Annotated in this window: 14 protein-coding genes; 10 read left to right on the top strand and 4 right to left on the bottom strand. The window is 40.6% G+C overall.

What is annotated here, in order from left to right; all coding sequences use genetic code 11:
* Nucleotides 1-2 precede the first annotated feature (2 nt).
* The 3 genes from lpdA to CSV80_RS02705 all read left to right on the top strand — a co-directional run bounded on the left by lpdA (nt 3) and on the right by CSV80_RS02705 (nt 2,743).
* Entirely contained in the window at nt 3-1,415 is a 1,413-nt protein-coding gene (lpdA, locus tag CSV80_RS02715) for a dihydrolipoyl dehydrogenase (RefSeq protein ID WP_099669480.1), read from the top strand.
* A gap of 77 nt (nt 1,416-1,492) precedes the next feature.
* Complete coding sequence (locus CSV80_RS02710) at nt 1,493-2,452, top strand: NAD(P)H-dependent flavin oxidoreductase (protein ID WP_099669479.1); 960 nt, start codon at nt 1,493-1,495, stop codon at nt 2,450-2,452.
* Nucleotides 2,453-2,464: 12 nt separating this feature from the next.
* Nucleotides 2,465-2,743 (top strand): UPF0223 family protein, encoded by a 279-nt coding sequence (locus CSV80_RS02705; protein ID WP_029052421.1) that lies wholly within the window; start codon nt 2,465-2,467, stop codon nt 2,741-2,743.
* Nucleotides 2,744-3,125: 382 nt separating this feature from the next.
* Here the strand turns inward: CSV80_RS02705 and CSV80_RS02700 are convergent, their stop codons facing one another.
* On the bottom strand, nt 3,126-3,755 hold the full coding sequence (locus CSV80_RS02700) for a YktB family protein (RefSeq protein WP_099669501.1): 630 nt from the start codon (nt 3,753-3,755) through the stop codon (nt 3,126-3,128).
* Nucleotides 3,756-3,915: 160 nt separating this feature from the next.
* On the opposite strand from CSV80_RS02700, the gene CSV80_RS02695 reads away from it, so the two are divergent.
* The gene (locus CSV80_RS02695; RefSeq protein WP_099669478.1) at nt 3,916-4,116 is read left to right on the top strand and encodes a hypothetical protein; all 201 of its coding nucleotides are present in this window, start codon (nt 3,916-3,918) and stop codon (nt 4,114-4,116) included.
* 152 nt (nt 4,117-4,268) lie between these two features.
* Entirely contained in the window at nt 4,269-5,060 is a 792-nt protein-coding gene (locus CSV80_RS02690; protein ID WP_099669477.1) for an inositol monophosphatase family protein, read from the top strand.
* Between the two features lie 55 nt (nt 5,061-5,115).
* On the opposite strand, the gene CSV80_RS02685 is transcribed toward CSV80_RS02690, so the two are convergent.
* Nucleotides 5,116-5,301: a YlaF family protein gene (locus CSV80_RS02685; protein WP_099669476.1), complete on the bottom strand. Its 186-nt coding sequence runs from the start codon at nt 5,299-5,301 to the stop codon at nt 5,116-5,118.
* A 100-nt stretch (nt 5,302-5,401) separates the two neighbouring features.
* Between CSV80_RS02685 and typA the strand changes: the two genes are divergently transcribed.
* Together typA and CSV80_RS02675 are read left to right on the top strand one after the other, a co-directional pair.
* Nucleotides 5,402-7,243, top strand: coding sequence for a translational GTPase TypA (typA, locus tag CSV80_RS02680; protein WP_029052416.1), 1,842 nt, complete (start codon nt 5,402-5,404; stop codon nt 7,241-7,243).
* A gap of 24 nt (nt 7,244-7,267) precedes the next feature.
* The gene (locus tag CSV80_RS02675; RefSeq protein WP_313234312.1) at nt 7,268-7,603 is read left to right on the top strand and encodes a YlaH-like family protein; all 336 of its coding nucleotides are present in this window, start codon (nt 7,268-7,270) and stop codon (nt 7,601-7,603) included.
* Between the two features lie 18 nt (nt 7,604-7,621).
* Here CSV80_RS02675 and CSV80_RS02670 read toward each other — a convergent pair whose 3' ends face one another.
* Together CSV80_RS02670 and CSV80_RS02665 are read right to left on the bottom strand one after the other, a co-directional pair.
* Nucleotides 7,622-7,825 (bottom strand): YlaI family protein, encoded by a 204-nt coding sequence (locus CSV80_RS02670; RefSeq protein ID WP_099669475.1) that lies wholly within the window; start codon nt 7,823-7,825, stop codon nt 7,622-7,624.
* Between the two features lie 13 nt (nt 7,826-7,838).
* Complete coding sequence (locus tag CSV80_RS02665) at nt 7,839-8,336, bottom strand: hypothetical protein (protein WP_099669474.1); 498 nt, start codon at nt 8,334-8,336, stop codon at nt 7,839-7,841.
* A gap of 177 nt (nt 8,337-8,513) precedes the next feature.
* Here CSV80_RS02665 and CSV80_RS02660 point away from each other — a divergent pair, with 177 nt between their 5' ends.
* From CSV80_RS02660 to CSV80_RS02650, 3 genes are all read left to right on the top strand, one after another.
* Nucleotides 8,514-8,795: an Fpa/YlaN family protein gene (locus CSV80_RS02660; protein WP_029052412.1), complete on the top strand. Its 282-nt coding sequence runs from the start codon at nt 8,514-8,516 to the stop codon at nt 8,793-8,795.
* Between the two features lie 64 nt (nt 8,796-8,859).
* Entirely contained in the window at nt 8,860-10,038 is a 1,179-nt protein-coding gene (locus tag CSV80_RS02655; RefSeq protein ID WP_099669473.1) for an FtsW/RodA/SpoVE family cell cycle protein, read from the top strand.
* Nucleotides 10,013-13,489, top strand: coding sequence for a pyruvate carboxylase (locus tag CSV80_RS02650; RefSeq protein WP_233201495.1), 3,477 nt, complete (start codon nt 10,013-10,015; stop codon nt 13,487-13,489). Before CSV80_RS02655 ends, CSV80_RS02650 begins: the two co-directional genes overlap by 26 nt.
* Nucleotides 13,490-13,511: the final 22 nt, after the last annotated feature.

The raw sequence follows: 13,511 nt of genomic DNA, 5'->3' as shown, positions 1-13,511 counted from the left end.
ACATGGTAGTAGGAGATTTTCCAATCGAAGTTGATACACTCGTAGTAGGTTCAGGTCCAGGAGGATATGTTGCAGCAATACGCGCAGCTCAGCTTGGTCAAAAAGTTACAATCGTAGAAAAAGATACAATCGGCGGAGTTTGTTTGAACGTTGGGTGTATTCCTTCTAAAGCAATGATTTCTGTTGGACATCGCTTTGTAGATGCTCAGAATGCGGATGCGATGGGAATTACTGCGAAATCTGTCGAACTCGACTTTTCTAAAGCTATGAAGTTTAAGGAAAGCGTTGTTTCTAAGTTAACGGGTGGCGTATCAGGTTTGCTTAAAGGAAATAATGTAGAGACAGTTGCAGGCGAAGCGTATTTCGTGGACGCGAACACTGTACGCGTGATGACAGAAGACTCTGCTCAAACATATAAATTTAACAACGTTATTATCGCAACAGGTGCGCGCCCGGTTGAAATTCCTTCATTCAAATTTACTGACCGTGTAATTAATTCTACTGGCGCTCTAAACTTGAAAGAATTGCCGAAAAAGCTTGTCGTTGTTGGTGGCGGCTATATCGGTACAGAACTCGGTTCAGCTTATGCTAACCTTGGATCTGAAGTAACAATTCTTGAAGGCGCGGATGATATCCTTGCTGGTTTCGAAAAACAAATGACACAGATCGTTAAAAAAGGCTTGAAGAAAAAAGGCGTTGAAGTAGTTGTAAAAGCATCTGCTAAAGGCGTTGAAGAAACAAAAGACGGCGTCGTAGTCACATACGAAGCTAAAGGTGAAGAAGTGAAAATCGAAGCGGACTACGTTCTTGTAACAGTGGGCCGTCGTCCAAATACGGATGAAATCGGTTTGGAAGGTCTAGGCTTAAACATGACTGACCGTGGTTTGATCGAAGTGGACAAGCAGTGCCGTACGAATGTACCGAATGTATATGCAATCGGTGATATTGTAGCGGGTCCTCAGCTTGCGCACAAAGCTTCTTACGAGGCGAAAGTTGCAGCAGAAGCTATTTCTGGAGAAAAATCTGAAGTAGATTATATGGCTATTCCAGCTGTATGCTTCACAGATCCGGAATTGGCAACTGTTGGCTTAAATGAAAAACAAGCAAAAGATGAAGGATATGACGTAGTAAGCGGTAAATTCCCGTTTGCAGCAAACGGCCGTGCGCTTTCATTGGATGCTACAGAAGGTTTCGTGAAGCTTGTGGGTCGCAAAGAAGACGGCTTGTTGCTAGGTGCACAAATCGTTGGGGAAAATGCTTCTGACATGATTGCAGAACTTGGTCTAGCGATTGAAGCAGGTATGACTCTAGAAGATATATCTATGACAATCCATGCTCACCCTACACTAGGCGAGATTTCTATGGAAGCAGCAGAAGTTGCTCTTGGTAAGCCGATTCACATGATGACGAAATAAAACAGCTAGAATTGAACAGCCCATGGGAATAGTTTTCTCATGGGCTTTTTTAGATTTTGAAAAAAGGGGGGATTTTTATGTGGAAAACTAGAGTGACAGAACTTTTTGGAATTGAATACCCAATTGTGCAAGGTGGACTCGCGTATCTAGCTTATTCTGATCTAGCAGCTGCCGTTTCAGAAGCCGGTGGACTTGGTCAAATCACAGCAATGAGTTTACCTTCACCTGAAGCATTGAAAAAAGAAATTCACAAAGTTCGCGAAAAAACAGATAAACCTTTCAGTGTGAATTTTGCAATTGGTAATCATGGTAGATCATTTGAAGAAATGGTGGAAGCTGCACTCGAAGAAAAGATTACTATTATCTCTGTCACCGGGGGGAACCCTGAGCCACTTTTTAATATGCTTAAAGGTACTGATGTGAAGAAAATGGTGTTAGTAGCTGCTAGAAGACAAGCACAAAAAGCTGAAGAGATTGGTGCAGATGCTGTCATAGCTGTTGGACAAGAAGGTGGCGGACATTTAGGGCGTGATGATTTAGGTACGATGATATTGATTCCAAGAATTGTAGATTCCGTCAGTATACCGGTCATTGGATCGGGTGGTATTGGTGATGGAAGAGGTTGGATGGCGGCGCAAGCACTCGGAGCAGAAGGAATCGAGATGGGGACTCGTTTCATAGCAACGAAAGAATGTGTCGATGCGTCACCTGCTTATCTTGAAACTCTTTTGTCAAGCAGTGAACAAGATACAACGATTATCAAACGAACAATCGGTGCACCTGCACGTGCATTATCGAATGAATGGACAGAGAAAATTCTGAAGTTAGAATCAGAAGATGCTGGTTACGAAGGACTGAAAACATTTATTAGTGGGGAGGCAAATCGTAAATTCATTCATGATGGTATGGAAGATCAGGGCTTTGGTTGGGGTGGTCAAGTAGCGGGTATGATTGAGGATGTTCCAAGCGTTGCTGAATTGTTTAAACGAATGAAAAATGAAGCAATCACTATACGAGAAAAATGGAGTGTCAGATAAGGAGAGAAGAAGATGGCAGGTTATCAATATCCGCTACGTGCGGATTGGTCAACAGAAGAAATTGTTAAAGTAGTCGACTTTTTTACAAAAGTAGAGCAAGCATATGAATCGAATATTGAACGAGACGAATTCATGAAGTATTATCGAGCTTTTAAAAGTGTAGTACCATCCATGGCTGAAGAAAAAACGCTGTGCAAGGAATTTGAGGAAAGTAGTGACTATGTAGCATTTCGTGTAGTGAAAGCTGCAAAAGAAAGTCAACCAGGGGAACTGTTAAAGGTGAAAAAATAAGTAAAGCAAGAGGCTGGGACATAACTATCTCACCTCGTTTCCCTGCACTCCGAAAGGCACGCTTTCCGAGGGGCGTGGCTTGAGCCGCTTCCTTCGCTTTGCTCTGTCCAGGGTCTCAAGACGCACGCTGATCCCTCAGGAGTCGGCCTTTCTCCGTTCCGGTATACTCTGATACTCTAAAAAATATTTACTGATAAGAACAGAAAAAAAGCGTAAAGGACTCATTCCTCCTTACGTTTTTTCTGTTCTGTCCCAACCTCTTATTTTTAATCTCACTTTTACATGGACTCTTTTCTCTGGAATTCCATATTAGTTGATCGTAAAAGGAAACATTCGCCTAGAACATTGATCAACGGTGTGTTATTATTTGCCATGTCGATTTTCAGTCAAAGGAATGAATAACTACATCATAAACAGGCAATAACTTCGTGAACGTATCCTCTGCATACTCATAAAATTGCTCTTCACTCATTTTGGATGCCTCATCTCTTGACAGGTGACGGCCGACTAAAAACTCTGCTTTTTTCACAGTTTGTAGGCGATCCAGTAACTTCTCAAGTCCTTCTGTACCCACTTCATTTATACATTCAGCTTCAGGTTTCATATGATCTCCGGAAACAACAAAATCTTTAGGTAACGAAGTCATCACTTCCATTTCTTTTTCTAAACGTTCAGCAATCCCTTTTTTATCGGGATTTTCATAAATAATTGCAAGTACGATGAATAAATGAGTGCCCCATAAGCCAATCTGAAAGTGAGGTAACGCTTTATAACCTCGCTTAGCAGGAGCGAATGCCACCCAGCTATCTCGTGGCGGATTTACAGTTCGTCTTGCGTGTTTTGCGACATGAGGAAAAAACTCACCCGTACCGTGTGCGGAAAGGCGGTGTGCAAAATGATTACCTAATTCTATGAACTTCGGCTGTATCTTTTCCTGCAAAGCTTTCATGCGATGATCTAAGCCATCAATGCTAAAAACATCAAAATCATTTGATGACCAATAAGGCTGAATCAAGAAAATCTCCTCCAGTTTCTAGTGACTACGTTTATCTTATCAGTAAACGGGGAATAATTTAAAATAACAAGGCTTCTAACCACTAAAAGTCGGAATTTTTGCATATCTTACTATTAAGGCGGTTAAGGTCAAATATTACCTAAAAGGGGTGCTACTTATGAAACAGGTCGTTCATTTTATCCGAAAAGAAGATGTTGAGAGAGAATATGTGAGAACTTTACAATTGGAATTGGATTATGAATTAGCTACTCTATACGATGCACTACAAGACGAAGACACAGTTCAAGTAGATAAAAGTAAACTGCGTTTGATGGAAATTCACAATGAATTGGAGACACTTAATGTATTCTCGATGTAAGTATGGCTTAATAAAAGACATCCCCATTTACTTCAGAATTGAAGAAAATGTGACGGGGTGTCTTTTTACTTAATATGCTGTAACTGTTATCTCTTTTGTTCCGTTGCCTCTGTGTTATACTAGCGATAGTCGGAATGGGAAGAGGTGGCAGAATGAATCTTAATGCGATAGATCGGTATGCGAAATCGTTAATCAAAGAGGCTGGCCACAAAATACGCGTGTCTTTTTTTAGTACAATTGACATCGATTCAAAGGCAGACGCTAATGATTTAGTTACCAATATCGATAGAGAAGTTGAAAGCTTTTTTGTTGAACGGATAAAACAAGATTTTCCAGAGCATAAAATGGTTTCAGAAGAGGGATTTGGAGATAAGATCACTTCGCTTGACGGAGTAGTTTGGTTCCTGGATCCAATTGATGGAACGATGAATTTTATCCATCAAAGAAGAAACTTTGCGATTTCATTGGGGATTTATGTAGACGGCGTGGGGATGCTGGGCTACATATATGATGTAATGCGGGATGAGCTATACCATGCTGCGAAGGAAGAAGGTGCTTATTTCAATGATGAGCGTCTCCCGCAGTTGGAAATCACACCACTTGAAGATGCGATTATTGGTATCAATGCTAGTTGGGTTGCTCCCAATCATCGAGTGGAAAACGAAAAGATCATTGAGCTCGTCACACGTTGCCGCGGGACGCGTTCATATGGTTCGGCAGCAATTGAACTAGCATATGTATCGTCTGGAAGGATTGACGCGTATATTTCTATGCGGCTAGCACCTTGGGATATAGCTGGTGGAATCGTCATTGCGCAAGAAGTAGGAGCTGTAGCAACAAATTTAGAAGGTGTGACACCGCACCTCCTTGGATCTGACACATTTATTGTCACGCGTCCAGGATTACATGAAGAAATTTTATCAAAATATATCCGACTAAAATAAAAAAGGGGCTGTTTGTTAAACCTACACGGTTTAATGTACAGTCCCTTTGAGTTATTTATAGCGTGCCTTCTCTACGCATACGTGCTTTTGTTTTAAATCCATTACCCATTAATAAAAGTAGAGCGACAATTGCGAGAACGACAACTAATATGCTACGCATACCTACTCCAATACCAATTGCGGACATGGAAAGTACGGCGCCGAGTGAATACATTACGAAAATCCACTTAATGTCTTTCAAAAAAATCCCTCCATATAAATTAAAATATTATTTAATTGGACTATCTTGTGCTATAATAACACAGTTGAACATCTGAAATAAAGATAAACGGAGTGAAAAAATGACAAACGAACGTACTGATCTTAGAAATATTGCAATTATTGCCCACGTAGACCATGGTAAAACGACATTGGTCGACCAATTACTTAAACAATCCGGTATTTTCCGGTCGAATGAGCACGTAGATGACCGCGCAATGGATTCAAACGAACTAGAGCGTGAACGAGGAATTACGATTCTAGCTAAAAACACAGCTATTGAATATAATGACACAAAAATCAACATCTTGGATACACCAGGACACGCTGACTTTGGTGGCGAAGTAGAAAGAATCTTGCGTATGGTGGACGGCGTAATTTTAGTTGTTGACGCGTTTGAAGGATGTATGCCACAAACACGATTTGTATTGAAAAAGGCTCTAGAAACAAACCTGAAGCCAATTGTTGTTGTAAATAAAATTGACCGTGAATTTGCAAGACCAGAAGAAGTAGTAGACGAAGTACTTGAATTATTCATCGAGCTGGATGCAAACGATGAGCAATTGGAATTCCCGGTTGTATTTGCTTCCGGATTCAATGGTACAGCAAGTCTTTCTCCTGATCCTGAAACACAAGAAGACACTTTACGTGTTCTATATGAATCAATTCTTGAAAACATTCCATCACCGATCGACAATCGTGATGAGCCGCTTCAGTTCCAAGTATCACTACTTGATTATAACGATTACGTTGGTCGTATCGGAATTGGACGTATTTTCCGTGGAACGATGAAAGTTGGAGAACAAGTCGCAGTTCTTAAGCGTGATGGATCTGTAAAGACTTTACGTGTAACCAAATTATACGGTTTCCTAGGCTTGAAGAGAGTTGAAGTTGAAGAAGCATACGCAGGTGACCTAGTAGCCGTTTCGGGAATGGGTGACATTGATGTCGGCGAGACAGTTTGTCCGACTGATCACCAGGAAGCTCTTCCTGAACTTCATATCGATGAGCCTACGTTACAAATGCGTTTCCTAGTGAATAACAGTCCTTTTGCAGGTCGTGAAGGGAAATGGGTAACTGCGCGCAAGATACAAGAACGTTTGGATCAACAGCTTGAGACTGATGTTTCATTGCGTGTAGAACAAACAGATTCACCAGACGAGTGGATTGTATCCGGTCGTGGTGAGCTTCACTTGTCGATTCTTATCGAAAACATGCGTCGTGAAGGTTTCGAGCTTCAAGTTTCTAAGCCGCAAGTAATCATCCGCGAAATCGATGGCAAGCGCTGCGAGCCTTTTGAACGCGTACAGATTGATGTGCCAGAAGAACACACGGGTTCTATTATTGAATCAATTGGTGAACGTAAAGGTGAAATGTTGGATATGATCAATAACGGAAATGGGCAAGTACGTTTGATCTTCCTTGTTCCTGCTCGTGGATTGATTGGATATACAACAGAATTCCTTACGTTAACACGCGGATATGGTATTCTGAACCATACGTTTGACAGCTATAAGCCAATCACTACAGGTAAGATTGGTGGCAGACGTCACGGTGTACTTGTTTCCATGGAGAACGGTACAGTTACTGGTTACGGTGTAATGCAGCTAGAAGACCGTGGAACAATGTTTGTAGAAACAGGCGCGGAGATTTACGCAGGTATGGTAGTAGGGGAAAGTAACCGTGATAGCGACTTGACGATCAACTTGACGAAAATCAAGCATGCTACTAATGTTCGTTCAGCTACGAAAGATCAAACAGTCACAACGAAGAAACCTCGTATTTTGTCGCTTGAAGAAGCATTGCAATATATTGGCGATGACGAGTACTGTGAAGTTACACCACAAACTATTCGTTTGCGTAAAAAAGTTCTAGACAAGAGTGAACGTGAACGTATAAATAAAAAGAAGAAACTTGGCGAATAATAGAAATAGAAGGGAATGTATGGAATGAGAGTAGAGGATTCAGAAATGGTCTACAATCGGTTGTCGGGAACCGCTCGCATAATTTATGAGTATTCACCCAATTTCACGACAGCCGGCTATATTCTGTTTGCACTCGTTTTCATCATGTCTGCTATTGTGTATAAGCTTGGATTTGCGAGAAAGATCAGTTTTGGTCGAAATGTGATCATTTATACATTCTTATTTATTGGGTGTATAATACTAACATTCTTAGCTTTCTTCCTTCCAATCGTAGAAGGACTGTTCGTGGCTGCTGCCATTCTCATTATCTATCGTGTTCGACGAATGAATGAACATAAAAAAGACTCCGTTACTCAGTAACGGAGTCTTTTTATTAGATTAAAAATCCTTTTCGGTAGGATCTGAACTACGGTGGAAAACAAAGTTACCAGTCGCAATTCGTTTTTCTGTCAAGTTACTGATCCGCTCTTTACATGTTGGACACATATACGTATGTATGGGGCGGTTTCGTAATTTTTTGGCAAGCGGATTGTTATCTTCTAATTGATCGTTTTGGTCACATATGACACATTTTACGCGCATTGGAATTTCCCCTTCAATCTACTTGGATAGCCAGAACATAACGAATCGGTGAATCTTGATTCGATCCGTCTTTAAACAGAACATGTACAGGGCCGTCTTCACGAAGAGGCTTACCCTTATGACTGAATTTGAAAATAATGTTGCTTGCTTCCTCAAGTGGATAGGTGTATTTTTCATCTTTAGTAAAGAGTGTAAACGTAGTTGCGTTTGCTGATGGTACAGCATTGTGTATGAATGGTTTTAATACAATACCGAAGCTGCTTGACAACATCTTATCTTTTTCAAATCTTTTTTCACTTTTTAAAGTGGGTGGATAAGTAGCGCCTTCCATAATTTCTCTGGACCAGTGCTTACCCATTTTTTCTTTATACTCTTCCATTTCATCCTTTTCGACAAAACCCTCTGAGAAGAATTCATCCAGATCGATACGTCGATCATCAAATATCCAAACAGTAGGATCTAAAGTTATTGCATGTTTCACATTTCCCGTAATTGGTATAATAAGTTCCAAAATATATCCTCCTCAATCCATAGTCACTAGTTTTAGTATACCTTTTCATAGAAGAAGTGAAAAGGAATTCATTTCAGTTCAATTTTTTCATTGGGTAACACTTGCATTTTGTAAGAGCAAAAGATACAATTTAGACATTAACACCTTGCGGGAATAATGAATAATGGGGGCGTCTCCATGGATATAGAAGTTCAAGATACGTACAAAGAACAAGCCATGAAACAACTGCAAATCGATGCGGAGAAAATTGCAAAGCTGATTAAAGTTCAAATGGATAATTTAACGATGCCGCAATGTCCACTATATGAGGAAGTACTTGATACGCAAATGTACGGACTATCTCGTGAGATTGATTTTGCTGTTAAGCTTGGTCTAGTCGAGCATGACAAGGGCCGTGAAATAATCTCTGTTTTGGAAAAAGAGTTAAATGTTCTACACGAACTGTATACAAATAAATAAATGGAAGACTCAAACTACTCCAACGGTTTGAGTTTTTTATTTAGGACGATGAGGTTTAAAGAAAATGAAGACTTATATGAATCGAATTTTACGCAATTTTGACTATCCATTATTTATCGTATATTTACTGCTTTGTTTATTTGGATTGATTATGATTTACAGTGCAAGCATGGTATGGGCCATGAATATTTATAATTTTGAACCATCCCATTTCTTTAAAAAACAATTAGTGAACTTAGCTATTGCCATACCGGCATTTCTAATGGTGTCCATAATTCCTTACCGACACTATCGAAATAAAAAGTTCTTATATGGCACGCTAATTATCATGTTTACTTTATTAATCCTTGTCAAGTTCATCGGATTTGGTGACGCTGTAGGAGCTAAAAGTTGGCTTTCCTTACCGTTTGGAATAGGGAATTTGCAACCAACAGAAGTAGCGAAAATTGCGTTTATCATATATTTCTCGGGTGTATTTGCGAATAAATACTACGGAGGAACATTGGACGAAATTAAAACTACTATTTTTCCGACATTTTCTGTTTTAACAGCATCACTTTTATTAGTTCTGTTGGAACCGGATTTTGGAGCGACGATGATTTTATTTCTTGTTGCTATATCGGTCATCATGGCAAGCGGGATGAAAGTGAAAAACTATTTGATCATCAGCCGTTTCTTTGCTTTACTTGGCGTATTGATCGGTATTGTACTGTGGATTAAGTGGGATACAGTCATGACTGCTTCACGTATGGGGCGCTTTCTCGCCTTTACAGATCCCTTTGAATACATACAAGGTTCAGGTCTACAAATAGTCAATGGATACATTGCAATTGGTGCTGGAGGGCTCAAAGGAGTAGGCTTAGGGAACAGTATTCAGAAACTTGGCTATTTACCTGAGCCCCATACTGATGTTATTATGGCAGTAATCTCTGAAGAAACTGGATTGCTCGGAACAACACTTGTTCTTGGAGGTCTCTTTTTCCTCGTGATGAGAGCGTTTACTGTTGCATTGCGTACAAAAGACGCCCATGCAAGAATGCTCGCAGCTGGAGTAGGTAGCTTGATTGCGATTCAAACATTGGTAAACTTAGGGGGATTGACAGGATTGATACCGTTAACAGGAGTTACGTTGCCATTTATTAGTTATGGTGGTACATCTGTTGTGTTCTTGTCGATTGCGCTAGGCATACTGATGAACGTTTCAATGTTTGCGAAGTATGAGAGAACAAGTAGAGGGGATTGATATGTTGGTGGAGAGAAGAGAGATTAGGAAAGTGCTAGTCGCGAACCGCGGCGAGATTGCAATTCGTGTATTTAGAGCGTGTACAGAATTAGGCATTGCGACAGTTGGTATTTATTCAGCTGAAGATCGTGCATCACTACATCGCTACAAAGCAGATCAGTCATTTATAGTGGGTGAAGGCAAGAAACCTATCGATGCATACTTGGATATTGAAGGAATTATCGACATCGCCAAAAAAGCGGATGTCGATGCGATCCATCCAGGCTACGGGTTTTTAGCGGAAAATGCTCAGTTTGCTGCACGTCTGGAAGAAGAGGGGATTATCTTTATTGGTCCAACTTCAAGCCATTTAGAAATGTTTGGCGATAAAGTAAAGGCTAGAGAACAAGCAATATTGGCTGATATCCCGGTGATACCAGGTAGTGATGGACCGGTTACCTCCGTAGAACAAGTTGCAGCATTTGGTGAACAGCATAGCTATCCGATCATTATTAAAGCTTCATTAGGTGGCGGAGGACGAGGTATGCGAATCGTCGAATCACCGGAAGAAGTGCAAGAGGCTTATAACCGGGCGAAATCTGAAGCGAAATCTGCATTTGGCTCTGATGAAGTCTATGTCGAAAAATACATTACGAACCCAAAACACATAGAAGTGCAAATATTAGGTGATACATATGGAGAAATAGTCCATTTGTACGAACGTGATTGTTCTATTCAGCGTCGCCATCAAAAGGTAGTGGAGATTGCTCCTTCTATATCATTGACAGAAGAGTTACGCCATGAGATTTGCAATGCCGCTGTTAAACTATCGAAAAATGTATCATATATCAATGCGGGTACAGTAGAGTTTTTAGTAGCTGACGACTCCTTCTATTTCATCGAAGTCAATCCGCGTATTCAAGTAGAACACACAATCACTGAAATGATTACAGGAATTGATATCGTTCAGTCACAAGTACTAATCGCAGCAGGTGAAACTCTTCATTCTGAACAGATAAACATACCAAAGCAACAAGATATTCCGTTATTTGGTTATGCTATTCAATCACGTGTTACAACAGAAGATCCGTTGAATGACTTCATGCCTGATACAGGCAAAGTAATGGTCTATCGTTCTAGTGGCGGGTTTGGTGTTCGCTTGGATACCGGAAATGCGTATCAAGGGTCTGTTATTAGTCCTTACTATGATTCATTACTAGTGAAAGTTTCAACATGGGCTCCAACTTTTAGGGATGCTGCAAGCAAAATGCACAGAAATTTGAAGGAATTCAGAATTCGGGGAATTAAAACGAATATACCTTTCCTTGAAAATGTCGTATGCCATGAAAACTTTTTATCGGGCAATTACAATACGAGCTTTATCGATGAAACGCCAGAATTATTTACATTTGCCAAAAAGCAAGATAGAGGAACGAAAGCTTTATCGTATCTTGGAAATGTTACGATAAACGGATTCCCTGGCATTGATGATCCAACACGTCCAGTTTTGCACCCGGTACGTATTCCGAAAATTGATTATAATGCGCCGATACAAAAAGGTACGAAACAGATTCTGGATGAGCAAGGTGCAGATGGCTTAGTCGAATGGGTGTTAAAGCAAGAAGATGTACTGTTGACAGATACTACTTTCCGGGATGCACATCAGTCTTTACTGGCTACGCGTATGAGAACAAAAGAGTTAACGCAAATTGCAACAGAAAGTGCGCATCTATTACCAGATCTCTTCTCATTCGAGATGTGGGGAGGCGCGACATTCGATGTAGCGTACCGCTTCTTGAAAGAAAGCCCGTGGGACCGATTAGAGAAATTACGCAAGCAAGTACCTAATGTCTTGTTCCAAATGCTCTTTAGAGGTGCTAATGCGGTTGGTTATACAAACTATCCTGATAATGTCATCCGTGAATTCATTAAAGAGTCGGCTGCGTCAGGTATTGACGTTTTCCGTATTTTCGACAGCTTGAACTGGATCAAAGGTATGGAAGTAGCAATTGATGAAACACGTTCAACAGGAAAGATTGCAGAAGCGACGATTTGTTATACAGGAGATATTCTGGACGACAATCGTGCAAAATATACTGTCAATTACTACAAAGAGATGGCTAAAGAGCTCGAATCAGTTGGAGCTCATATGCTGGCAATCAAAGATATGGCAGGATTGCTAAAGCCTGAAGCAGCTTATCGTTTAGTTTCAGAATTGAAAGCGTCAACAAGTCTGCCAATTCATTTGCATACACATGATACGAGCGGTAATGGTATTTATATGTATGCCAAAGCGATAGAAGCCGGAGTAGACATTGTCGATACAGCAATTGGTTCCATGGCGGGTATGACTTCACAACCTTCTGCCAATTCACTTGCGTATGCAATGCAAAATAATGAACGTCATGTACGTGCAAATACAGAGTCATTAGAAAAATTATCGCATTACTGGGAAGACGTGCGAAAATACTACAAACCATTTGAGAGTGGTATGAACAGTCCTCATTCGGAAATCTATGTACATGAGATGCCGGGTGGTCAATATTCTAACTTGCAACAGCAGTCGAAAGCTGTCGGGCTTGGAGAGCGCTGGGAAGAAGTGAAGAAAATGTACTCTCGCGTGAATTTCCTCTTTGGAGATATTGTTAAAGTGACACCTTCTTCAAAAGTAGTAGGGGATATGGCGTTGTTCATGGTACAAAACGAATTGGACGAGCATACGGTTATTGAAAAAGGACAATCTATTGATTTCCCAGAATCCGTTATTGAGTTTTTCGAAGGTTCAATCGGCCAGCCTTATGGCGGTTTCCCGAAAGAATTACAAGAGGTAATATTAAAAGGCCGCAATGCAATCACTGTACGTCCTGGTGAGTTATTGGCACCAGTTAACTTCTCAGAGGTCCTTAAGAAGTTGACGGAAAAAATGGAAAAGCCTGCTACTATGCACGATGCGCTCGCTTACGTTCTATATCCGAAAGTCTTCGAAGAATACATCGAAACGAGAAAACAGTTCGATGATGTTTCTGTCATCAATACGCCAGAGTTCTTGTATGGCTTACGATTAGGTGAAGAAATCGAGATAGAGATTGAGTTCGGAAAAACACTTATCGTCAAATTAGTGTCAATCGGTGAACCCAATCCGGACGGAACACGCACGCTGTATTTCGAGTTAAACGGACAGTCACGTGAGATCATTATCCAAGATTTACAAGTGGAAACAAAAGATGATGCAAAGCAAAAAGCTGACCTTTCAAATGAAACGCATATTGCAGCCACTATGCCAGGAACTGTTTTACAAGTTGCGGTATCTGTTGGCGCGAAAGTGAAACGCGGCGAACACTTGTTGATTACAGAGGCTATGAAAATGGAAACAACGATTCAAGCTCCTTTTGCAGGAGTTGTGAAAGCGATCTATGTAGGTCCTGGAGATTCTATCTCGTCAGGAGACTTATTAATTGAATTAGAACATTAAAAAAACAGCTTCCACATGTCGT

Source organism: Sporosarcina sp. P12(2017) (assembly GCF_002743035.1).
GTDB lineage: Bacteria > Bacillota > Bacilli > Bacillales_A > Planococcaceae > Sporosarcina > Sporosarcina ureae.
Note: the sequence above shows the minus strand (reverse complement) of the source record. Positions and strands in the feature narration are given on the sequence as shown.

Excerpts from the sequence above, each read along its gene's own strand:
- CSV80_RS02660 (WP_029052412.1), top strand. The coding sequence starts at position 8,514 with ATGGATATAGAAGTTCAAGATACGTACAAAGAACAAGCCATGAAACAA.
- typA (WP_029052416.1), top strand. The coding sequence starts at position 5,402 with ATGACAAACGAACGTACTGATCTTAGAAATATTGCAATTATTGCCCAC.
- CSV80_RS02675 (WP_313234312.1), top strand. The coding sequence starts at position 7,268 with ATGAGAGTAGAGGATTCAGAAATGGTCTACAATCGGTTGTCGGGAACC.
- CSV80_RS02650 (WP_233201495.1), top strand. The coding sequence starts at position 10,013 with ATGAGAGAACAAGTAGAGGGGATTGATATGTTGGTGGAGAGAAGAGAG.
- CSV80_RS02690 (WP_099669477.1), top strand. The coding sequence starts at position 4,269 with ATGAATCTTAATGCGATAGATCGGTATGCGAAATCGTTAATCAAAGAG.
- CSV80_RS02655 (WP_099669473.1), top strand. The coding sequence starts at position 8,860 with ATGAAGACTTATATGAATCGAATTTTACGCAATTTTGACTATCCATTA.
- CSV80_RS02670 (WP_099669475.1), bottom strand. The coding sequence starts at position 7,825 with ATGCGCGTAAAATGTGTCATATGTGACCAAAACGATCAATTAGAAGAT.
- CSV80_RS02705 (WP_029052421.1), top strand. The coding sequence starts at position 2,465 with ATGGCAGGTTATCAATATCCGCTACGTGCGGATTGGTCAACAGAAGAA.
- CSV80_RS02695 (WP_099669478.1), top strand. The coding sequence starts at position 3,916 with ATGAAACAGGTCGTTCATTTTATCCGAAAAGAAGATGTTGAGAGAGAA.
- CSV80_RS02710 (WP_099669479.1), top strand. The coding sequence starts at position 1,493 with ATGTGGAAAACTAGAGTGACAGAACTTTTTGGAATTGAATACCCAATT.
- lpdA (WP_099669480.1), top strand. The coding sequence starts at position 3 with ATGGTAGTAGGAGATTTTCCAATCGAAGTTGATACACTCGTAGTAGGT.